Raw genomic sequence first — 22,870 nt, forward strand, 5'->3', positions numbered from 1 at the left:
CATGGTGATTAAGCTTTATTTTGTTGTCTGCACTCTCCCTCGCTAAAAATAGAAATAAACCAAAATGTGTGATTTTTCTTATTGAATTATATAAAAAAGTGTGAAAAAATAATGAGGTCATCTGATGACCACATGACAAATGGGTTTGCAAACAAAACTATGAAGCTACAACACTGAAAACTCAATATGAGCAACTAGGGGGAAGGGTACAGATGTTATTGCTGATTGCGTTAAGTGCGATTATCGCTCCGTTTTTATTCCTGGTGATTATGCGGATGCCTGCAGCGAAGGGGATGACGTTGAGTGCATTGATCGTCATTTTGTTAGCGCTTACTGCCTGGGGGATGGAAGGGCAAGTGGTGCTGGCATCGATTTTTCAAGGGGTACATAAAACGTTGACGATTCTTTGGATTTTATTTGGTGCTTTGGTGTTATTGAACACGCTTCGAAATACGGGAGCGGTTGTGAGGATTAATCAGGGTTTTCAAAGCATTTCTGGTGACATGAGGGTGCAGGTCATCATCGTTGCCTTTTTATTCGGTTCACTTATTGAAGGAGCTGCAGGATTTGGAACACCTGCGATGGTAACCGGCCCTTTGATGCTTGCTTTAGGTTTCCAGCCAATTGCGGCTGCAACGATTGCATTGATTGCTGATAGTACCGCTGTTATGTTTGGGGCGGTGGGGACGCCGGTGGCTGTTGGATTGAGCAATATTCCGGGTGCCGATACGCCATTTTTTCATGATATTGCGGTAACAGTGACAAGTCTTGATCTGTTAGCAGGTTCGTTTATTCCATTCGTTTTAATGGTTGTTTTAACGGTATTCTTTGGAAGCGGTATCAAAGATGCGTTGCCGATGCTTCCATGGACGCTGATGATTGGGTTCGTTTATACAGGCAGTGCGTTCCTGGTAGCAAGTCTTTTTGGACATGAATTTGTTTCGATTCTTGCCTCGCTCATCACATTGGCGGTGGCGACTGTGACTGCTAAGAAAGGTTTCTTGCTTCCGAAAACAGAATGGAAAGCAGCAATGCGTAAAGACTTTGTTGTTTCGACTGAAAAGTCAAAGATGGGTATTGTGACAGCCTGGTCGCCATATGTTGTTGTCGTTCTTTTATTGCTGCTTACAAGGATTGTTCCTGCTCTGAAAGAGTTTACGAGAACAACCATCGACTTTACCTGGAGCAATATTTTAGGTGTTGAGGGCGTGACATCTGCATGGGAATTCTTGTACTCCCCAGGCACCATCCTAACTGCTGCAGCGGTTTTAGCGTTCTTATTCCAGCGAAAATCGTACCAGACCTTTGCTAATGCATCGAAGGAGTCATTATCAACGATGAAGATGACATCGATTTCATTGATTGCGACTCTATCAATGGTGCAAGTATTTGTTAACTCAGGATTGAACCTGAATGAATTGATCAGCATGCCGCAGTATATTGCGGAATCCTTCGCAAGCTCGTTGGGCTCGGTATGGATTTTCGTTGCCCCATTCCTTGGCGAGCTAGGGGCGTTCATTACTGGAAGTGCAACAGTTTCCACGCTTACGTTTTCGCCGATTCAATTCAATGTCGCTGATTCCGTTGGCCTCGAGTCGAATATCGTGCTGGCCGTCCAGCTCATTGGGGCAGCTGCAGGAAATATGATTTGTGTGCATAACGTCGTTGCGGCAAGTGCAGTTGTTGGGGTTTCCGGCAAAGAAGGCGAGATCATTCGTAAAACATTAGCGCCTGCGATTTTCTATGGAATCCTTGCTGGAGTTTCTGGGTTTATCTTTTTAAACCTTCTATAGTATCCAAAAGGTCCCACTATCTTTCGGAGAACTAAATTCTCTGTATAATAAGGAATAGATGGGAGATGAACGACATGCCATATAAAAGAGTGAAAGTGAAAAAGGTTTATGAACAAGTTGCTGACTCAATTATTGAGTTGATAAAAACGGGTGAGTTAAAACCCGGTGATAAATTAGATTCAGTTGAAAAGCTGGCAAGAAGCTTTGACGTAGGGAGCTCTACGATTCGGGAAGCATTAAGTGGCCTAAGGACAATGGGACTTGTGACAATGCGGCAGGGCGAGGGGACGTTTGTGAATTCTTTTGACCCGTCGAAATTCCAATTGCCTGTTACCAGCGCTTTCTTGATGAAGCTTGAAGATGTGAAGGAACTGTATGAGGTTCGAAAGATTCTGGAAAGCGGCACTGCGGCTCATGCCGCTGCTGTGCACCAGGAGGAAGATTTGCTGGCGATTGAAAAAGCATTGATCGTGATGGAGCATGCCAATGGAAATGAAGAGCTGGCTTCGACAGCAGATTTGGATTTCCACGTTGCCATCGCCAATGCGACGCATAACAAATTATTGATCAATCTGATGGGCAGCGTCTCGGCGCTGAATGCACAAACCATTCAGGAAACCCGGAAGGTGCTCCTGTATTCAGACAATATTGTTGATGACCTGCATTTCGAGCATCGACGGATTTTTGAAGCAATAAAAAATCGACAGCCAGATGAAGCGCGCCAAGCTATGTTTGAGCATTTACAGAAAGTGCAGGATCGGCTTTTTAGATGCATTGAGTAAGGAGCGCGATGATCGGCTGACTTTTACCAGAGGTGGAAAATATGAAAGTATCCTTATTTAGTACGTGTCTTAGCGATATCCTCTTTGCGGATGTGGCGAAAAATACGCTTGAAATCCTTGAAAGAGTTGGATGTGAAGTGGACTATCCGATGGAACAGACATGCTGTGGACAGCCTGCCTACAACAGCGGGTATCTGGAAGAGGCAAAAGCTGCGATGAGGCAAATGATGAAGGCCTTCCGTCATTCAGAATATGTAGTTGGGCCATCAGGCTCCTGCGTGAGCATGCTTAAGGAATATCCGCATATTTTTAAAGGGGACCCTGAGTGGGAAGAAGAAGCGAAGGTCTTTGCTGCTAAATGCTATGAAATTACCGAGTTCCTCGTGGATGTAATGGGCATTATCGATTTGGGCTCTACTTTTAAAGGAAGAGTGACATTCCATTCCTCCTGCCATATGAAACGCCTCCTTGGGGTAAAAGAACAGCCGAAAATCCTGCTGCGCAATGTGAAGGGTGTTGAGCTTGTCGATTTGCCATGGGAAGAGGATTGCTGCGGCTTTGGCGGAACGTTTGCCGTGAAAAACCCGGTCATTTCACAGGAAATGGTCAGTGAAAAGTCACGCCATGTATCAGAGACCCAAGCGGAGTATCTGGTTGGCGCTGATATGGGCTGCTTGATGAATATTGGCGGACGCATGGAGCGTGAAGGCAAAAAGGTAAAGATCATCCATATCACAGAAATTTTAAATACACATTAAGGGACGGAGGGAAAAGAGATGAGCATCAAAATTGGTGAGGTTCCTTATAAAGAGCGAATCCAAACAGGGATCAAAGATGATTTTATGCGGCAGGCTGTTTCCTCCGCGCAGGGTAGATTCCGCACTGGCCGGCTCACACAGGCTGCCGAGCTTGGGAACTGGGAGGACTGGCGCAATTTAGGCGAGGAAATCCGTACCCATACCCTGGAAAACCTTGACTACTATCTGCAGCAATTGAGTGAACAAGTATCACGACGCGGCGGCCATGTATTTTTCGCCGAGACAGCAGAAGAAGCGAACCAGTATGTGAAAAGCATCATCCAAAAGAAGGAAGCGAAAAAAGTCGTCAAGGCGAAATCGATGGTCACCGAGGAAATCGGCTTGAATAAGGCGCTTGAGGAAGTTGGCGCGGAAGTGGTTGAATCCGATCTTGGTGAGTGGATCCTGCAATTGGATGAAGATCCGCCATCGCATATCGTGACCCCTGCGCTTCATAAAAACAAGCAGCAGATCCGCGAAACGTTCGCGAAGAAAAAAGGCTATACCGGGTCTGACACGCCGGAAGAATTGGCCGCATTTGCCCGTGAGCAGCTGCGCCAGGACTTTTTATCAGCCGATGTCGGTGTGACAGGCTGCAACTTTGCGATTGCAGAGTCTGGATCGATCACGCTGGTCACAAATGAAGGGAACGCCGAGATGGTGACGAGCCTTCCGGATACCGTGATCACGGTAATGGGTATGGAACGGATCGTGCCGACATGGGAGGAAATGGAGGTCCTGGTCAGCCTGCTGACACGGGCAGCTGTTGGCCAGAAACTGACGAGCTATATCACGGCGATTACCGGTGCCCGCCTTGAGCAGGAAGTGGATAGTCCTGAGGAATTCCATTTGGTGATTGTCGACAACGGCCGCTCCAAGATCCTTGGAACCGAGTTTCAGTCGGCACTGCATTGCATTCGCTGTGCGGCCTGCATCAATGCGTGTCCGGTTTACCGCCATATCGGGGGACATGCGTATAACTCGATTTATCCAGGTCCAATCGGTGCGGTGATCACGCCGCTATTGGAAGGGTATGATGACCATAAAGAGCTTCCGTATGCATCGACATTGTGCGCGGCTTGTACCGAAGCCTGTCCTGTTAAAATTCCGTTGCATGAGCATTTGATCCGCCATCGCCAAATCATCGTCGAGAAAGAAAAGAAAGCCCCGACGGCTGAAAAATTAATGATGAAAGGTTTTGCGGCATGGGCTTCTAATCCGGCAATTTATAATATGAGTGCAAAAATGGCTAAACCGGCGCTTGGGCCATGGACGAAAGACGGAATGATTGAAAATGGACCAGGGCCACTGAAGGCGTGGACCGAAGTCCGTGATTTTTACGCTCCACAGGGACAATCGTTCCGTTCGTGGTTCAAGCAAAGACAGAAGGACGGTGAATCCAAATGAGCATCCAAAATCGAGAAGCCTTTTTAGATAAACTGGCATCAAGACTTGGCCGGGAGCGGCGGACAGAAGGTGTGGAGCGGCCACAATGGAGCGTTACTCCCCAGGACGAAGTGTTCAAAGGCATGAGCCAGGATGAACTTGTCGAAGTGCTCGAAAAACACTGCAAGGTCATCCATACCACTTTTAAACGGACAGATCGTGTCGGACTGACAGAAGTGTTGAACGAAACGCTTAAGGCCTATGAAGGCAAAGCGATCGTCACATCGAATGATGCCCGCCATCAAGAGTATGGGATCACAAAGTTTTTCGAAGAACAGGGAGACCGCGTGGATGTCCATGTTTGGGATCCAGCGCTTGGCAAAGAAAATCAAAAGATCGCGGAACGAGCGGATGTCGGTCTTGTGTTCAGTGATATCACACTAGCCGAGTCGGGAACCGTGACATTGTTCAATACAAAAGACAATGGGCGTTCCATCAGCCTGCTGCCGCGTACCTTCATTGCCATCATTCCAAAAAGCACCCTCGTGCCGCGAATGACACAGGCAGCCAGACATATTCATCAAGCTCAGGCCGGCGGCGAAGATGTACCATCCTATGTCAGCTTCATCACCGGACCAAGCAACAGTGCCGACATCGAGATGAACCTGATCGTCGGTGTGCATGGACCAGTGAAAGCCACATATATTGTCGTGGATTAAGCCCCGATGAAAAATAGTTGAAAAAGAAAGAAAGATGATTTACTATCAATTCATAACACGATATATTGTGTTAGATTAGTTTTTTCATAACTAAATATTGAATATACCGGTAAGTATGGTGTCTGAATAAGACTTAATAGGGAATCTGGTGAGAATCCAGAACTGTTCCCGCAACTGTAAGTGCTGACGAAATGAGGAAGAACCACTGTCTAACAAATAGATGGGAAGGCCTTAAAGTAGGGTGAAGCACAAGTCAGGAGACCTGCCATATTTATTCGTGTTATCTTCTTCGGGAATTGGGAAGGTATTACGGGGATTAATTGACAGGCTTATGCTGGTTTTTCGTTTCATTTGAGCTGTTCATGACATCAACGTTAACTTTAACCCATCTTTCGAGATGGGTTTTTCTCATTTTTCAGGGAGTATTTTTAAAAAAACAGGAGGTCAGGAATGGAAGGATTATCAACAAATGTGTCGAGGACTTTTCAGAATGTGCTGGTGCTGCCGCCGGACACAAACCATCTTGGAACGATTTTTGGCGGAACGGTATTGGCTTATATTGATGAAATCGCGGCAATTGCGGCGATGAAGCACAGCAGAACGGCAGTCGTCACGGCCTCGATTGACTCAGTTAATTTCCTGTCTTCCGCAGTAGTGGGCGATATATTGACCCTGGAAGCAATGGTGATTTCGACAGGCAGAACATCAATGGAAGTGTTCGTGAAAGTAGAAAGCGAAAACTTGAAAACTTGTAAAAAGACTTTGACGACCACCTCGATTTTAACCATGGTCGCTAAGGATGAAAATGGCACTCCAATTCCGGTGGCAAGGGTGATTCCGGAGAATGCTGAGGAATGGGAGCTGTTCAACACGGCCGATATGAGAAGGCAGCACAGGCTGGAAAAAAGGAAAAGTAATCAAGCTGGAGGAATAGACGATGAGCAATCAAGTTAAGGATGAAAAAGCCGCGAAACAGATTGAAGAAATGGAACAAGAATTTCCACGACTGGATTTTTCAGATTTCAAGAAAAAGGTGGAACAGGCTCATCGTGTGAAGGATATGACAGATGACCAGATTGATAACATGCTGATTCTGAACGCAGTGGAGCGAATTGACCGGAATGAAACGGACTGGACATATGTTGCAGCACGGTTTTACCTGAAGAGATTGTACAAGCTTAGTTCGGGCTTTAGGGGAGCAGCTGGATATGGTTCATTCTATGAACTAATCAATAGGTTGATAGAAATAGGAATCTATGATGGTGAAATCGTAGAATCGTACTCCCGGGAAGAGATAGACCTTTTGGAAAAAGTCATTGATTCCAAGAGAGATGAGCTGTTTACATATATCGGCCTGTTAACGATGGCGGAAAGGTACCTGGCGCGCACGCAAACAGGCGATGTTGCTGAACTGCCGCAGGAGAGGTTCATGATCATCGCCATGACATTGCTGGCGGAAGAGCCGAAGGAAAAGCGGCTTCAATTAGTGGAGGAAGCTTACTGGGCGCTTTCAAACCTCTATATGACAGTCGCGACTCCAACGCTTGCCAATGCCGGCAAAAGCTATGGCCAGCTATCAAGCTGTTTTATCGATACAGTGGCTGATGATTTAAGGAGTATCTATGATTCTAATACGGATATTTCGACCTTGAGCAAAAACGGAGGTGGCATTGGTGTCTATCTTGGTAAAATCAGGAGCCGCGGCAGTGATATCAAAGGCTTCAAAGGGATCAGTTCCGGTGTCATTCCATGGATGAAGCAGCTGAATAACACAGCGGTTTCGGTCGATCAATTAGGGCAGCGCCAGGGGGCGATTGCCGTCTATCTGGATGTGTGGCATAAAGATATCTTCCCATTCCTAGACGCAAAGCTGAACAATGGGGACGAGCGCCAGAGGACACATGATTTATTCACAGGCATCTGCATCCCAGATCTTTTTATGGAGCAAGTAGAAAAACGCGGAGACTGGTATCTATTTGACCCGCATGAGGTAAGGCAAGTCATGGGCTATTCGCTTGAGGATTTCTTTGATGAGGAAAAGGGAGCAGGCTCCTTCCGGGAAAAGTACTGGGAATGTGTCTATCATCCGGGCTTGTCACATGAAGTGGTGCCTGCCATCGAAATCTTTAAGTCAATCATGATCTCCCAGCTTGAAACCGGCACTCCATATATGTTTTACAGGGACCAGGTGAACAGGATGAATGCTAATCATCATAAGGGCATGATCTACTGCAGCAATCTTTGCACTGAAATTACCCAGAATATGAGCCCGACCCTTCTAGAAGAGGAAAAAGTGGAGAACGGAAAGATTTTAATTTATAAAAAGCCAGGAGACTTCGTTGTCTGCAACTTATCCTCGATTTCCCTGGCGAAAACGGTCATAGATGATGTCCTGGAGCGAGTGATAGATATACAGGTACGAATGCTTGATTGCGTCATCGATATCAATGAGGTTCCGGTGCTGCAGGCCCAGATCACGAACAAGAACTATCGGGGAATCGGTCTGGGGACATTCGGCTGGCACCATCTTCTCGCCCTGAAAGGAATCAAATGGGAAAGTGAAGAGGCTGTCGAGTATTGTGATGCACTCTATGAAAGAATGGCCTATTTAACCATCAGTGCAAGCATGGAACTGGCTAAAGAAAAAGGGGTATATCCATATTTTGAGGGATCCGATTGGTGTACAGGACAGTTTTTCGGGAAGAGACAGTATGCAGGTGAAAGATGGGAGAGCCTTGCGGGGGAAGTAAAGAAGCATGGTATCAGGAATGGATACCTGATGGCAGTGGCGCCGAATTCTTCAACCTCGATCCTGGCAGGTTCGACAGCAAGCATAGACCCGATTTTCAGGCTCGAGTACTCTGAGGAGAAAAAGGATTACAAGATTCCAGTGACCGCACCTGACCTAACTGCCGAAACCCTGTGGTTCTACAAGACGGCCTACAATGTGGATCAGCATTGGAGCATTAAGCAGAATGCAAGGCGCCAGCGCCATATTGACCAGTCCATCTCATTTAATTTTTATGTAAAAAATACAATCAAAGCAAAGACGCTGCTGGATTTGCATCTGGATGCCTGGAAATCGGGACTGAAGACCACTTATTATGTCCGTTCCACATCGAGCAGTGATTTTGTGGAATGTGAAAGCTGTCATAGTTAAGAGGAAGGGACGGGGAAATCCATGGAAAAAAGAGTGCTGATTGACGTTGATGCTCCTAATGCTTCCACCGGCATCATCAATGGCAGGAGTTCGAATATCCTGAACTGGGATGATGTACGCTACCAATGGGCATATCCAAAATACAAGAGGATGCTGGGGAATTTCTGGACTCCATTTGAAATCAATATGTCAAAGGATATCAAACAGTTTTCTACACTTACCGGAAAGGAGCAAGATACATTTTTAAAAATCATCGGGCTGCTGGCATTGCTCGACAGCATTCAAACCGACTATGCAGGTAAAGTTGCAGATTATCTAACAGATTCCAGTTTGAATGCGCTGATGATCATGCTGGCACAGCAGGAAGTGATTCATAACCATTCCTACAGCTATGTGCTGTCAAGCATCGTTTCCAAGTCGAAGCAGGAGGAAGTGTTCGACTACTGGAGGACAGAACCAATCTTGCGCAAGCGGAACGAATTCATCACGGACGGATACAAAGGTTTTGCTGAAAACCCGAGCATCGAAAATCTGCTGCATTCAATTATCTATGATGTCATTCTTGAGGGCTTGTTTTTCTATTCGGGCTTTGCCTTCTTTTATAATCTGGCGCGCAATCAGAAAATGGTCGGCACGAGCACGATGATTAATTATATCAATCGTGATGAACAGCTTCATGTAGGGTTATTCGAAAAAATCTTCAAGGAAATCCTGCGTGAAAATCCTGAGTATGACACCAGCTCCTTGAGGGAATTTGGCACTGATTCCTTCCGGGAAGCAGCGCGTTTGGAGATCGATTGGGCAGAATATATCATCGGAAACGATATTGACGGCCTGCTCATATCAGACCTCGAAGCCTATATAAAATTCATGGCCAACAAACGGGCAGAACAACTAGGCTTTGATGCTCCATTCGAAGGATATCGTACCAATCCGCTAAGATGGATCATCGCCTATCAGGAAGTGGATCTCGGAAAGACAGACTTCTTCGAGCAAAAATCAAGACAGTACACGAAGACATCCGCTGACAATGGATTTGATGAACTGTAGAGTGCTGGGGTTGTTGATTTTATAAGTTTCGCAACTATTGATAAAATGGAAGCAAAGGGGACGTTCCTTATGCTTCCATTTTTTTTGACGTCCTATATACTCAATTGGAAAGCAGGTATCAACATGAAAACGGAAAAAGAAAAGATGCTGGCGGGGGAAATGTACAACCCTGCAGACCCAGTTTTGGTAAAAGAACGCGAGGAAGCAAGGCGAAAAGTGAGACTTTATAATCAAACATTAGAAACAGAAGGTGAGAACCGGACGAGGTTATTGAAGGAATTGCTCGGTTCAACAGGTGAGACCGTCGTGATGGAGCCGAATATCCGGTTTGATTATGGATATAACACTCATGTCGGCGAGAACTTTTTTGCCAATTTCGACTGTACGATCCTTGATGTCTGTGAAGTCCGGTTTGGCGACAATTGTATGCTTGCGCCGAACGTTCAAATCTATACAGCCACCCATCCGCTTGACCCAACTGAGCGGAATTCGGGACGGGAATATGCGAAGCCGATTACTTTTGGACACAATGTCTGGATTGGCGGAGGTGCCATCATCAACCCGGGAGTGACGGTTGGTGACAATGTCGTGATTGCATCAGGAGCAGTCGTGACAAAGGACGTTCCCGACAATGTCGTGGTTGGCGGCAATCCAGCAAGGGTGATCAAGCAGATTGAACTTTAAGCAGGTCGCAGCGTGACTGTGGGAAGGCTTGATCTTGCTTCGGATAAAAAAACGCTCTTGGATCTGTCACCAGTAACGAAGTGTAATGAATGGAGGAAAACATGATGAAGCAACCGGTCGTGATTGTCGGGGCTGGCTTATCCGGGTTGCATGCTGCTGCTTTGCTTGTTTCAAAAGGAATAAGCTGCAGAGTACTGGAGGCACGAAGTCGAATCGGGGGAAGGGTTTTAAGTATGGAATCCAATGACAGGCCCGAGCTGGGCAGGTATGATTTGGGTTCCACATGGTATTGGCCAAATCATGAGCCTATCATCACAAAATTGGTCAAGGATCTTGGACTGCCAACTATAGAGCAGTATGCCGCAGGAGCCATACTTTTTGAACAATCGCAATCTGGTCCTGTGCAGCGGCATGTTCTGCCGGATGGTGCTGTTGAGAGATCGGTAAGGCTGGACGGCGGTGTTCAAACCCTTGTGGATGCCATCGCAGCATCACTTCCTGAAGGCAGTGTTGAACTGAATACCGAGGTAAAGGCTATCCAACTGGAGAAAGCTGGCGGAGTCACAATAGAAGCTGGGCAAATTGATGGATCCGTGAAAACCATCTCTGCAGGAGCGGTGATCCTGGCATTGCCGCCTCGAATCGTTGCGGAAAGGATTGCTTTTTCACCGGCACTCCCGGATGGACTTAGAGCCAGCCTGAAAGACAAGCCGACTTGGATGGCAGGACAGGCGAAAGTGGTTGCGGTTTATGATCGGCCATTTTGGAGAGAGGAAGGTCTTTCCGGACAGGTCACCAGCTGGGCCGGTCCACTGCAGGAAATTCATGACGCTTCTTCTGACAATGAATATGGCGCACTTTTTGGCTTTTTCGGCATTCCGACTAAAATGCGGCAGGATCTTGGTGAGGAACAGATTTTGAGGCTTGTCACCGACCAATTGATACGGCTCTTTGGTCCTTCAGCAGGGAATCCTCTAGCTCTATTTTACAAAGATTGGGGTAGCGATCAGGCAACAGCTGTGGATGAAGATGCAATACCGTTGACCACATTTCCGGAATATGGCCTGCCGGCAGGAAACATATCGTGGGAAAAGAGTGTGATTTTCGCGGGTACAGAAACAGCGTCTGGACATGGAGGGCATTTGGAAGGAGCACTTCAAGCAGCAGAGCGAGCGGCAGCGGAAGTGATGAAAGCTTTATGATATAAAACAAGGCCTGATCCAATAGGGATCGGGCCTTTTAAAATTAGTATTTAGAAATATTATGCTGCCTCTTGCTGAAATCGGTCTCCTGGTAGTAGCTATTTTTCACGAGAATGTTCGGGCCCAGGCAGGATACAGCTGGGCAGTGGCAGCTTAGCTGCTTGGCGACTTCGGATTCTTGCCATTTTTGATAGGCGTCTTCCAGCCTTGTGTCCTGAATATTGCCTAGCGGAGGGGTGTCGCCGAAATCGGTGACGATGATATCGCCATTGAAAATGTTCACATTAAGGCGCGAACGTCCATCCGGATCATTCCTGACGGTGACGTTCTTGCTGCTATATAGACGTTTCAGGAGTTCCAGGTCCTCCTTGTTGCTGCTGCAGGCATAAAAAGGCAGCGTCCCGAACAACATCCACACATTTTCATCACGATTGTCAAGCAGATGGTGGATGGCATGGCGAGTTTCTTCAAGCGTCAGCGATTCAAGGCTGCTGGCAAAATCGCTAGGATACATAGGGTGCACCTCATGCCTCTGGCAGTGCATTTCATCTACGATTTGCCTGTGTATTTTTTCAAGATAGGGCAAGGTCCGTTTATTGAGCATTGTTTCTGCCGACACCATGACTCCTGCTTTGACGAGCTCTCTGCTGTTCTCTATCATTCTTGCAAAATATTTTTCGCGCTTCTGGTAGTCGGGTTTCTTTTCCATCATCGCGAATCCGCCTTGGACGAAGTCATCGACCGTACCCCAATTATGGGAGATATGGAGAACATCCAAATAGGGGATGATCATCTCATAGCGTGACAGGTCCATTGTCAAATTGGAATTGATTTGCGTGCGGACACCACGTTCAGAAGCGTATTTTAAAATAGGGACAACGTAATTTTTTACAGAAGAAAGGGAAAGCATCGGTTCCCCGCCGGTAATGCTTAAAGAGCGAAGCTTCGGGATTTCGTCCAGCCGGTGCAAAAGCAGCTCCAATGGAAGTGCGGCAGGGTCCTTGGTTTGCAATGTATAGCCGACAGCGCAGTGCTCGCAACGCATATTGCAGAGGGTTGTTGTCGTGAATTCGATATTGGTGAGTTGAGGGCTGCCGTATTGTTCGACATCAAGATAGGCTTCCCAGGGGTCGTGTTGAGGGGATATGGTTTGTATGTATGACATGATTGGCTCCTTAGTGAATAATTTAGAAAAACCACTTCATTATACATGAGCGCCCTACAATCGCCTATTCCTCTCCCCCTATTTTGTTGTGTTTAGCGCTATGTTATTGGTTCATTTTACCTATTAATGATATAGTGATAACTAACTAACTTGAGAGGAAGCTGTCGTTCATGAGTTGTAGTGCGTGTGTGGTGGGGAGTCTGCAGTTTGAAATCAAGGTTGAAGGGGAACGGAATTTGTTCATCTTTCCTGAAGTGATTGAGCATATGGAACGCAATGGTGAATTGGTTTGGGTGGATGGCGATTCGTTCATGATAAAGGAATCAGGAATGAGGGATTTTCTTGATTTTTGCCGGGATCATATGGAGTTCGAGAAGGTCTTTTTCCGGCTGGAGGGCAAGAAGTGGCTGCTGGTCGCTGAAGCGGAAGAAGTCCTCGAGAGCCAGTGGATTGATGAAGTTATCCGTAAAGAGCTGGTGACCTGCCATGCTCAGCCGATCATTGATGGAGCAGGGGATGTTTATGCGTATGAGATGCTGGCCAGATTCTATCGTGAAGATGGAACAATGATTTATCCTGGAGAGATCTTCGGGGCAGCGAGGAAAAGGGACCGATTGTATGCACTTGACCGGATTTGCCGGATGGCTGCAGTAAGGGCGGCTGCTTTTACAGATAAAAAGGTTTTTATCAATTTCATTCCGACCTCCATTTATTCACCAGAATACTGTTTGAGATCGACCACCTTGTTGGCAGACACCTTAGGGGTGCACCCGGACCGGCTAGTCTTTGAAGTCGTGGAAACGGAAAATGTGGAAGACACTGACCATTTGAAACGGATCCTGGCTTTTTACAAAGAAAAGGGGTTCCGTTATGCATTGGACGATGTAGGCGAAGGGTATAGTACGCTGGAATTGCTCGCTGACCTGCAGCCGCATTATATGAAACTGGATATGAAGTATGTCCAGGGAGTTGCCGTCGATCCTCAAAAACAGCAGACAGCTTCCGCGTTTTTAGCCGAAGCAAAGAGATTGGGCTCTGTTCCGCTTGCAGAGGGAATCGAGGCTGAGGAAGATTTTGAGTGGCTTAAGGCGAACGGATATCAACTGTTTCAAGGGTATTTGTTTGGAAAGCCTGCCCCGGTTGGCCAATTAGCTTGAAAAAAATTGACTAAACTAGCACTGTGAAAGCAACAAAGTTTACGAGCCAAAAAAAAAGAAACCGGTCGATACGAGGCCACTGAAAAAGTCCCCACTGGATAGCTTGTTAAATAGGACCGGTTGATTTCCACTCCAGGTTGCTTCGCTTTCCGCGGGGCGTGCGGTGAGCCTCCTCAGCGCTAAAGCGCCTGCGGGGTCTCACCTGTCCCGCTGATCCCGCAGGAGTCTACGCACCTTCCGTTCCAATCAACCTAGTGCTACTAAACCTTATTTAGACAAACTATAAACCGTTCAAATCCTGACTTTTTTAAGGGATTTGGGCGGTTTTTATTTTATAATAGAATTAATTTAGCTGAAATGGGTGGTTCCAATGATGTCAATGCAACAATCAATCAAACTAAGTCCTTATATGGGTCTCTATGACCTTATCGTGCCAAAGGATAATATGTTGCGTCAGATTAATGATCTGGTTGACTTTACCTTTGTTTATGAAGAGCTCAAGGATAAGTATTGCCTTGATAACGGCAGGAACGCAATCGATCCCATTCGCATGTTCAAATATCTATTATTAAAAACCATCCATGACCTTTCGGACGTGGATATTGTTGATCGTTCGAAGTATGATATGTCGTTCAAATATTTTCTGGATATGACTCCAGAAGAGGAAGTTATAGACCCGAGCTCCCTGACCAAATTCCGTAAATTGAGGTTAAAGGATATTAACCTCCTGGATCTGCTTATTAATAAAACGGTGGAGATTGCTTTAGAAAAAGAGATCATCAAAAGCAAATCCATTATTGTCGATGCCACTCATACAAAAGCCCGTTATAATCAGATGAAACCGAAAGAAGTTCTGATGGAGCGTTCCAAGAAGCTAAGGAAGGCAATTTACCAAATCGATGAATCCATGAAATCCAAATTTCCTTCCAAGACAAAGACTGATGTGTTGGAGGATGAAATTGCCTATTCACAGAAACTCATTGAAGTGATTGAAAAGGAAGAGACCCTGATTCAATACCCGGTAGTAAAAGAACAGCTTAACTTATTGAAAGAGACGGTCGCAGATGACCTTGAACAGATCAAATGCTCAAAGGATCATGATGCGAAAGTGGGACACAAGACGGCAGATTCCTCTTTCTTTGGATACAAGACCCACCTGGCAATGAGCGAGGAACGAATCATAACGGCAGCTGTCATTACGACAGGCGAGAAAAACGATGGCAAGCAACTTCAAACTCTTATTGAGAAAAGCGAAGACGCAGGTATACAGGTTGAGACTGTGATCGGCGATGCGGCGTATTCAGAAAAAGACAATATTAAGTACAGTAAAACAAACAAAATAAACTTGGTCGCAAAATTGAATCCAAGTGTTACCCAGGGATTCCGCTCAAAGGAAGACGAATTCGAATTTAATAAGGACGCTGGGATGTATGTCTGTAAAGCAGGACACCTCGCAATCAGAAAGGCTCGAACCGGAAAGAAAAACACTGGAACGAACCAGGTAGATACCTATTATTTTGATATTGATAAGTGCAAGCGTTGCCCCTTAAGGGAAGGCTGTTATAAAGAAGGTGCGAAAAGTAAGACGTATTCTGTTTCCTTGAAGTCAACTGAACACCTAGACCAGGCAGAGTTTCAGGAAAGTGAATACTTTAAGCAGAAGTCCAAGGAGCGCTATAAGATTGAAGCGAAGAATAGCGAGTTGAAACACAGACACGGGTATGATGTAGCCACATCCTCGGGTCTAATTGGCATGGAAATGCAAGGCGCCATGGCCATTTTCACGGTCAATTTAAAAAGAATTTTAAAACTGAAAGGGCAACAATAGAGGCCAAAGGGGACAAGAAACTGGAAAAAAAGCCGATTCAATTCCAAAAATATGGAGTTGGATCGGCTTTTTTGTTTGGTTATCATGAAAATCTAAAAAATCGGCAGATTTTCAGTGGCCTGGTCGATACGGTTTCTTTTTTTGCTATATATTCTCGGCTGAATTCAAGGAACACCTTGATTCCAAAGCCTCTTTCACTTCTTTTATGGCAGCTGTCAGGAGCGCCATGTCCTTTTGAATTTGTGTTTTGATGACTTTATCAGCACTTGATTGATACTCATTTTTCAGTTGGCTTAGTTCCCTCTGGAATAGAAAAAGTGTCAGCATCTTTATCTCCCCTTTTAGTGAAACTATCTTTCTCTCTATATAGTACCAAATACCCATTATTTATCTTTTGGAAACATAAAATTTGGAAAAAGAGTCTCACCTGACTAATAGGTGAGACTCTTGATTTTAAGCAGTTGTCTTTTGCGCTTCAAGTACTGCGACAGATTCTTTTCTCTGGTAGTAATACCAGTTCAGGACGATTGACAGTACATAGAATCCGATGAAGATAAAGAATGCGGGCACATACCCACCTGAAATGTTCACGGACCATCCAAAAAGCTTTGGAATCAGGAAGGATCCGTAAGCTGCGAATGCTGCTGTGAAACCTAGTACTGGTGCTGCTTCTTTCGGTACGAAGATTCCAGGGATCATTTGGAATGTTGAACCGGAACCGATTCCGGAAGCGATGAACAGGATCAAGAATGATGCCAGGAAGCCGCCGAACTGCTTAGTGCCAAGGAAGTAAATGACGCTTCCGGCACCAGCCATCATTACAACCAGTACGATTGATGTCAGCTTCGCGCCACCCATCTTATCAGCAAGCCAGCCGCCTACTGGGCGGGATGCTGCAGCAAGGAAAGCACCTAAGAATGCTAATGAGATATATTCAGGGAACTGAGATTTTAACAATAGCGGGAATGCCGCTGAGTATCCAATGAATGAGCCGAATGTTGCAACGTAAAGCCATGTCATGATCCAAGTGTGCTTTCTTTTAACAATGACGAATTGATCAGAGAACGATTGCTTTGTTCCAGGCAGGTTATCCATACCGAACCAGGCTGCGATTGTGACAATCGCGATTGGTAAAAGCCAGATGAATGCTGCGTTTTGCAGAAATACTTCCTGGCCGTTAGACAATTTCTGTCCATCGCCAGCGATAAAAGCGAAAGTTCCAGTTGTAATGATCAATGGAGTTACGAATTGAACGACTGACACACCCATGTTTCCTAAACCGCCATTAATGCCAAGCGCGGTTCCGCGTGCTTTTTTCGGGAAAAAGAAGCTGATATTGGATGAAGAACTAGAGAAGTTACCGCCACCCAAGCCGGAAAGTGCTGCCAGTAAAAGCATCACAGAATATGGTGTATCAGGATTCTGGACTGCAAAACCGATTCCGACTGCAGGAATCGCAAGTACGGCTGTTGACAGGACCGTCCAGTTACGGCCGCCCATCATTCCAACGCCAAAGGTATACACAAATCGTAAAGTTGCCCCTACAAGACCAGGCATTGCTGCCAGAGTGAAAAGCTGCTGATCAGTAAAACTAAAGCCAATATCATTCAAGCGAATTGCGACTACAGACCAAATCTGCCAGACAATGAACGCGAGCATCAAGGAAGGAACAGAGATCCATAAGTTACGTTGGGCATGCTTTTTGCCTTCGGATTGCCAAAAACCATCGTCTTCAGGATTCCATTTATTTATGCGAGCCATTTTAATTCCTCCAAATATTTTTGAGTGAGTGTTTACAAGATTAATAAACCATTTATATCACACATCAGTTGTGACGAACCTCACATCTGGGAACACCAACACAATTCTGTCAAAAAGTCTTGAACATTCTTTGACAGAGGGTGATAAAAGTAAGTACCCATAGGGGTTTTGCCTTAGAGAAAGCCCCTTGCCAAAGCTAAAAAGTATCATCATAGAAAAGGAGGAATTATGACAGCACTGGGCATGTGTTTGGCCACTGAAGATGGAGAAATGACAGATCAGGTAACCCATTATTGAAGAAGACTAATTTGCAGACTTTTTACACATCAAAAAAGCCTTAATCACACACGAGTTTGATCAAGGCTTTTTGTAAGGGCGGTTAGCAATGAACCTTTATTCTCTTTTAATAGTGACCGGGTATAAATATGGAACATCCGGTTCTTCGGTTATCCTTATTTTAGCTCTAATCGAATTGGAATTTAGAAGGTGAAAAATATAGGCTTTTTCATCATTTAATGGTAGACTGCAGTAGTTAATCGGGAATACTAATAGTATAGCTTTCGATAGGAGGGTTTTTCATGCTTAACAATGACATAATGATCCGTTTGCGCTACGGACTGGATATTAAAGATACTGATATGGTAGAGATCTTCAAGCTTGGCGGCATGAACGTGACGAAGGACGATGTCCGCATGATGCTGCAGAGGATAGATGAAGATGAATATGGTGAAGAGATTGTCCCAGAAGGCTACATAAGAGTCAACAATGCAATGATGGAGCAGTTCTTGAATGGTTTTGTCACTTTTAAAAGAGGAAAGCGTCCAGGGGAGACTGGCACTCCGCCGCTGACCGGGGAGACAGTAAATAACCAGCTGTTGAAAAAGGTGAAGATCGCGCTGGCGCTGACGAGCGAGGATATGCTTGAAATCTTTGACCTTGCGGGAGTGCGTGTTTCGAAAGGCGAGCTGGGGGCTATTTTACGAAAAGAGGGGCATAAAAACTACCGGGAATGCGGCGATAAATTCGCGCGGAATTTCCTTAAAGGTTTGGCCTTGAAGTACAGGGAATAGGAAGTGAAGCATAGGGTGAATTACACCCCTATGCTTCTTTTTTTAGCCTAATTTCTTTCAGTTTCTGACGCTGTTCATCCGGCCACCATGCTCCGCAATCACCAGAGACGATACAGGCTGCGCATTTTTCGAAATCGTAAACTTTCATGCCGCTGATGGGCGGAGAATATAGGTGGAGGGTGACGAGTCCCCTTGTATCGTCGGCCTGCATTTTATGGACGCCTTTCTTAGGTGCGAAAAAGTACTGGCCTTGATGATGGTACTCCTTGAATAGCTCTTTCGGCAGGTTATTGCCATTGACCTCGTAAACGGAATTAACAGAAGTCCCATTAAGAACCTGGATCCATCCATGGGAATCGCCATGGTCATGTGGAGAGCATTCTAAATCTGACCAGTTCATCACGAGCAGCTCGACATCTTCGTTTTTATACAGTAGTTTACGGTAATAAGGCTTTCCGGAAGATGATTGAAGTAAAGGCGCTAGGTCAGTTACAGACATATTGAGCTCCGTCAGCGCTTCCTTCATCTCTAGTCTGGATGGATTTTTCAATGATTCTAACACGTTTTTTGCCTGAGGATGCAAAGTCAAGGTCACTCCCACCTTTCTCATTTTTTAAAAATTGCACTCGCTACAAGACGGGCAAGGCCGCCATTGACAATGGCCACTCCTATAATAATTATGATGCCGCCGAATGCACTTATGAGGATAAATTTTTCATGTAGAAGGAATATAGCAGCAATCAAGGTGACCAGCGGCTCAAGGTATATGAACATGGTTACCTTTGAAGCATCCAGCACCTCTAGCGCCTTTCCCCAATACCAATAGCCAATTCCAGACACGAATATCGCCAGGAAAAGAAGATGTGCCCAGTCTGTCTGTGTAAGCATCGGGAGAGATTCCCAGCCTCTGTTCCGGATCAAAAAAGGGATGGTGAGCAGGAAGCCGATCAAGCTCATGTAAAAAGTGACTACGAGAGCGGGGTAAGGGATTTGCAGTCTTTTTAAAAGGATGGAATATACTGCCCAGTTCAGGGTGCTCAACATCATCAGGATGAAGCCGATGTTCATGGCGAACTCGAATGAATGACCGCTTCGGGTTGTAGTGACAATAAAAACCCCTGTAATGGCGATCAGCATTCCAATTGCTTTTTTCACGTCCATCTTTTCATGCAAAAATAAGATCGACAGAAGAACCGTGAAAATTGGGGAGAATGAGATCAGCCATCCGGCAGATGAGGCATTGATCGTTAACAGGGCCGTTGCCTGCAGGACTTGATGGACGAAGACGCCCAGTATTCCAAGGACAACCAGGTGAGGAAGGTAACTCAACGAAATCCGGAGCCGTTCACGACTGAGCAGTAAAATCACGAACAAAAATAAGGCACCTATGCCAAAGCGGAACACCAACAATGAAAAAGGGTCGAGCTTTTGTAGTACGGCTTTGGCAGATACAAAAGAAACTCCCCAAAAGCTGATTGATAACAGAGCATAAAAAGAGGCGGTAAGCTTGGAGCGGAACGGAATCATGGTCAAGAATCCTTTCTTATGGACAAGTTTTCTACCATCCTATGCCTGTCCTCGGTGAAGAAGAATCATGAAAAAATATCCAATTTCATTTACAAAATATTGTAAACCTGAGATAATGAAGCAAATGGTTGAGGAGGGAAAGTAAGTTTATGGAACCAACATCTAATTGCTAATTATTAATTTTTATTAATAAGAATTTTGTATTGAGTGTAAAAAGCCTATTTGCATAGGTTTATTTCGTTATGCTCTTTATGGAATTGCAGCAATTAGAAGAAAACTTACTTTACTGAATCATGATACGGATTTTTTGGCATAGGCTTATTTGAGCTCGCTGAAAATGTTGATTCAAGACTGTAGGGGATTTCTACGGTCTTTTTTATTTATATATAAGAAAAGTAATCTTTCACTCCGAGAATTGTCTAGCTCTAGCGCCTAGCCAGTTTTCATCCTTGCTTGTGCTTCTCAGAGTATCTTGCGAGAAGCGTTAGCTTTGAGCAGCTCGAGTCGCTTGTCTAGTGTCGCCTCCTAGAAACTCCGAAACTTCAACTCCGCCGGCAGAAGCAAAAAGCGCTTCTTTGTCGGAGTCTCCAGTTTCTGCGTTTCTGGGCAGTCGGCTATACATTTCGATTTCGGTCCGCCCAACGAAGTCAAAGAACGACTTCATCGGTCGGCCCTCCAGCGCTTGTCGGGGCTGACCAAGGCGCTTACGCTTTTCTTATAATAGTAAATGGGTTCTTCTTTGTGCTGTCCATAAAAGCGTAGCTTCATTATGGATGAAAGAAGGAATGGATATGTTAGAACTGAAAGTGCACGGAATCAAAAAATATATGGAAGCGACATTGGTCGTGAACAGCTTTACATTGGAAGCATTTGAAGGGGATAAGGTCGGGATCGTAGGAGCAAACGGAAGCGGCAAAAGCACGATTCTTAAAGTTATTGCCGGAATCGAGAGGATGCATTATTATCCCGGATACCCGCAGACCTCAAGCCCTGGATATGATGAGGGGCTGATTCATCGCCCGAGGGGAGCGTCGTTTGCTTACCTGGAGCAGATGCCTTCGTATCCAGCCGGCTTGAAAGTAATCGATGTGCTGAACCTTGCTTTTGAAGAGGTCCATGGGATTGAAAAACAGATGCGCGAGCTAGAGGGGCAGATGCAGGTCTTGGAAGATGCAGCTTTGGAAAAAGCGCTTAGTAAATACAGTGATCTCGTGAATTTATATGAAGCAAGAGGTGGGTACGAACAGGAGGAGAAGCTGAGCAAGGTTTGCACCGGGCTTAAGTTTACACAGGACTTTTTACAGATGGATTTCGATTTGCTGAGCGGCGGGGAGAAGACGACGGTAGGTCTTGGCAAAATCCTCGTTCATCAACCGGATATCCTGCTGCTGGATGAGCCGACGAATCACCTCGATATGGAATCGATTGAATGGCTGGAAGGCTTTTTGAAAAATTATAAGGGCATTGTGCTGATTGTTTCGCATGACCGCTACTTCCTTGATAACGTCGTCAATAAGATCGTCGAGATTGAAGATATGGAAACGATCAGCTACAAAGGGAACTATTCGGCCTTTATCAGCCAAAAAGAAGAGAATATGCGGGTGCAATACGACCAGTTCCGAGAGCAGCAGAAAAAGATCAATAATATGGAGAATCAGGTGACGAGCCTGCGCGATTGGGCGCTGAGGGCGGACAATAACAAGTTCTTCAGGCGTGCTTCGAGCATTCAGAAGAAGCTTGATAAACTGGACCGAATCGATAAACCGATTTTTGAGCGCAGGAATATGAGACTTCATTTTAGCGATGCAATGAGGTCAGGGAAGGAGACAATCAAGGCGATTGGTGTTTCCAAGCGCTATGGAGATAAGCTGATTTTTGATGGTGCTGATCTGATGGTTCATTACGGTGAGCGGGTCGGTCTTGTGGGTCCGAATGGCAGCGGCAAAACGACGTTCCTGAAGATGCTTCTTGGTGAAGAGCAGCCGGACGCGGGTGTGATTGAGTTGGGCGCAAATGTGATGGCCGCCTATCTGCCACAGAAAATCGAGTTTAAGGATGAAGAGTTGACGGTGTTGGAGTGTTTCCGTGAGGACATTTCAATAGTCGAAGGAAAAGCGCGCGAGTATCTGGCAAAGTTCATGTTTTACAAAAAGAGTGTCTTCAAGAAAGTGAAGTTCCTGTCAGGCGGTGAGAGGATTCGCTTGAAGCTGGCGATGCTGATGTACCAGGATATCAATTTGCTGATCCTGGATGAACCTACGAATCATCTGGATATCGATTCCATTGAGACCTTGGAGGCAGCACTAGACGATTTTAAGGGTACGATCTTCTTCATTTCACACGATCGTTATTTTATCAATAAAATCGGTGAGCGCGTCATTGCCGTTGAGGATGGCGGCCTGAAGAGCTATGACGGGAATTATGATGATTATAAAAGGGAGAAAGCAGCTTGCGAGCCGGTGCCGATTTTGAAGGAGAAAAAGGAAAATGTGCAGCGAGTGGCGCAGTCGGAACCGGGTACGAAAAAGGAAAAGGGGCACCGGGGGGCGCAACCAGACCCGGGCGCGAAGCTTTTAAAAAGGATTGAAAGCCTGGAGAAAGAAATCACTGAGCTTGATCTGGTGATGGGGATCAAACAGGATTATGAGGAGCTGGATCAGCTGTATAGCAGGAAGCAGCAATTGAATACAGAACTTGAGCTGGCAATGGAAATGTGGTTGAGTGCCGGTGAATAAGGGAGTGGAAGCATGAATTTTTTCATGCTTCTTTTTATTGTAGAGGGATAAACA

The 22,870-nt window shown here is 45.6% G+C and carries 20 protein-coding genes and 1 riboswitch; of the genes, 14 read left to right on the plus strand and 6 right to left on the minus strand.

The window, feature by feature from the left end; translation table 11 throughout:
• The first annotated feature begins 212 nt into the window (after positions 1 to 212).
• From RH061_RS02015 to RH061_RS02060, 10 genes are all read left to right on the plus strand, one after another.
• Entirely contained in the window at positions 213 to 1,793 is a 1,581-nt protein-coding gene (locus tag RH061_RS02015; protein ID WP_311073545.1) for an L-lactate permease, read from the plus strand.
• 74 nt (positions 1,794 to 1,867) lie between these two features.
• A complete protein-coding gene (locus RH061_RS02020; RefSeq protein WP_311073547.1) occupies positions 1,868 to 2,575 on the plus strand; it encodes a FadR/GntR family transcriptional regulator in 708 nt (235 codons plus the stop codon).
• A gap of 41 nt (positions 2,576 to 2,616) precedes the next feature.
• The gene (locus tag RH061_RS02025; protein WP_311073548.1) at positions 2,617 to 3,333 is read left to right on the plus strand and encodes a (Fe-S)-binding protein; all 717 of its coding nucleotides are present in this window, start codon (positions 2,617 to 2,619) and stop codon (positions 3,331 to 3,333) included.
• 18 nt (positions 3,334 to 3,351) lie between these two features.
• The gene (locus tag RH061_RS02030; protein WP_311073549.1) at positions 3,352 to 4,779 is read left to right on the plus strand and encodes a LutB/LldF family L-lactate oxidation iron-sulfur protein; all 1,428 of its coding nucleotides are present in this window, start codon (positions 3,352 to 3,354) and stop codon (positions 4,777 to 4,779) included.
• A complete protein-coding gene (locus RH061_RS02035; RefSeq protein WP_311073550.1) occupies positions 4,776 to 5,477 on the plus strand; it encodes a LutC/YkgG family protein in 702 nt (233 codons plus the stop codon). Before RH061_RS02030 ends, RH061_RS02035 begins: the two co-directional genes overlap by 4 nt.
• Positions 5,478 to 5,576: 99 nt before the next feature.
• A riboswitch (cobalamin riboswitch) is annotated at positions 5,577 to 5,761 on the plus strand.
• 166 nt (positions 5,762 to 5,927) lie between these two features.
• Positions 5,928 to 6,431, plus strand: a complete 504-nt coding sequence (locus RH061_RS02040) for an acyl-CoA thioesterase (RefSeq protein WP_311073551.1) — start codon at positions 5,928 to 5,930, stop codon at positions 6,429 to 6,431.
• Complete coding sequence (locus RH061_RS02045; RefSeq protein ID WP_396654849.1) at positions 6,415 to 8,637, plus strand: ribonucleoside-diphosphate reductase subunit alpha; 2,223 nt, start codon at positions 6,415 to 6,417, stop codon at positions 8,635 to 8,637. Before RH061_RS02040 ends, RH061_RS02045 begins: the two co-directional genes overlap by 17 nt.
• A gap of 21 nt (positions 8,638 to 8,658) precedes the next feature.
• Positions 8,659 to 9,687 (plus strand): ribonucleotide-diphosphate reductase subunit beta, encoded by a 1,029-nt coding sequence (locus tag RH061_RS02050; protein WP_311073553.1) that lies wholly within the window; start codon positions 8,659 to 8,661, stop codon positions 9,685 to 9,687.
• A gap of 123 nt (positions 9,688 to 9,810) precedes the next feature.
• Entirely contained in the window at positions 9,811 to 10,371 is a 561-nt protein-coding gene (locus tag RH061_RS02055) for a sugar O-acetyltransferase (protein WP_311073555.1), read from the plus strand.
• A gap of 101 nt (positions 10,372 to 10,472) precedes the next feature.
• Positions 10,473 to 11,573 (plus strand): flavin monoamine oxidase family protein, encoded by a 1,101-nt coding sequence (locus RH061_RS02060; RefSeq protein ID WP_311073556.1) that lies wholly within the window; start codon positions 10,473 to 10,475, stop codon positions 11,571 to 11,573.
• A 43-nt stretch (positions 11,574 to 11,616) separates the two neighbouring features.
• Here RH061_RS02060 and yfkAB read toward each other — a convergent pair whose 3' ends face one another.
• Positions 11,617 to 12,738: a radical SAM/CxCxxxxC motif protein YfkAB gene (gene yfkAB / locus RH061_RS02065; RefSeq protein WP_311073558.1), complete on the minus strand. Its 1,122-nt coding sequence runs from the start codon at positions 12,736 to 12,738 to the stop codon at positions 11,617 to 11,619.
• 170 nt (positions 12,739 to 12,908) lie between these two features.
• Here yfkAB and RH061_RS02070 point away from each other — a divergent pair, with 170 nt between their 5' ends.
• A complete protein-coding gene (locus tag RH061_RS02070) occupies positions 12,909 to 13,895 on the plus strand; it encodes an EAL domain-containing protein (protein ID WP_311073560.1) in 987 nt (328 codons plus the stop codon).
• 370 nt (positions 13,896 to 14,265) lie between these two features.
• Positions 14,266 to 15,723, plus strand: coding sequence for an IS1182 family transposase (locus RH061_RS02075; protein ID WP_311070855.1), 1,458 nt, complete (start codon positions 14,266 to 14,268; stop codon positions 15,721 to 15,723).
• Positions 15,724 to 15,867: 144 nt separating this feature from the next.
• On the opposite strand, the gene RH061_RS02080 is transcribed toward RH061_RS02075, so the two are convergent.
• Together RH061_RS02080 and RH061_RS02085 are read right to left on the minus strand one after the other, a co-directional pair.
• The gene (locus RH061_RS02080; protein WP_311073561.1) at positions 15,868 to 16,050 is read right to left on the minus strand and encodes a hypothetical protein; all 183 of its coding nucleotides are present in this window, start codon (positions 16,048 to 16,050) and stop codon (positions 15,868 to 15,870) included.
• A 126-nt stretch (positions 16,051 to 16,176) separates the two neighbouring features.
• Positions 16,177 to 17,484, minus strand: a complete 1,308-nt coding sequence (locus RH061_RS02085) for an MFS transporter (protein WP_311073562.1) — start codon at positions 17,482 to 17,484, stop codon at positions 16,177 to 16,179.
• Between the two features lie 578 nt (positions 17,485 to 18,062).
• On the opposite strand from RH061_RS02085, the gene RH061_RS02090 reads away from it, so the two are divergent.
• Complete coding sequence (locus tag RH061_RS02090) at positions 18,063 to 18,554, plus strand: YehS family protein (RefSeq protein WP_311073563.1); 492 nt, start codon at positions 18,063 to 18,065, stop codon at positions 18,552 to 18,554.
• Between the two features lie 28 nt (positions 18,555 to 18,582).
• Here the strand turns inward: RH061_RS02090 and RH061_RS02095 are convergent, their stop codons facing one another.
• The 3 genes from RH061_RS02095 to RH061_RS02105 form a co-directional block, all read right to left on the minus strand.
• Positions 18,583 to 19,143, minus strand: a complete 561-nt coding sequence (locus tag RH061_RS02095) for a cysteine dioxygenase (RefSeq protein ID WP_311073564.1) — start codon at positions 19,141 to 19,143, stop codon at positions 18,583 to 18,585.
• 17 nt (positions 19,144 to 19,160) lie between these two features.
• Complete coding sequence (locus RH061_RS02100; RefSeq protein ID WP_311073565.1) at positions 19,161 to 20,081, minus strand: DMT family transporter; 921 nt, start codon at positions 20,079 to 20,081, stop codon at positions 19,161 to 19,163.
• A gap of 484 nt (positions 20,082 to 20,565) precedes the next feature.
• Positions 20,566 to 20,745 carry a hypothetical protein gene (locus RH061_RS02105; RefSeq protein ID WP_311073566.1) on the minus strand — a complete coding sequence of 60 codons (180 nt, stop codon included), beginning with the start codon at positions 20,743 to 20,745 and terminating at the stop codon, positions 20,566 to 20,568.
• Positions 20,746 to 20,872: 127 nt separating this feature from the next.
• On the opposite strand from RH061_RS02105, the gene abc-f reads away from it, so the two are divergent.
• The gene (abc-f, locus tag RH061_RS02110) at positions 20,873 to 22,816 is read left to right on the plus strand and encodes a ribosomal protection-like ABC-F family protein (protein ID WP_311073567.1); all 1,944 of its coding nucleotides are present in this window, start codon (positions 20,873 to 20,875) and stop codon (positions 22,814 to 22,816) included.
• Positions 22,817 to 22,870: the final 54 nt, after the last annotated feature.

Source organism: Mesobacillus jeotgali (genome assembly GCF_031759225.1).
GTDB classification, from domain to species: domain Bacteria; phylum Bacillota; class Bacilli; order Bacillales; family Cytobacillaceae; genus Mesobacillus; species Mesobacillus jeotgali_B.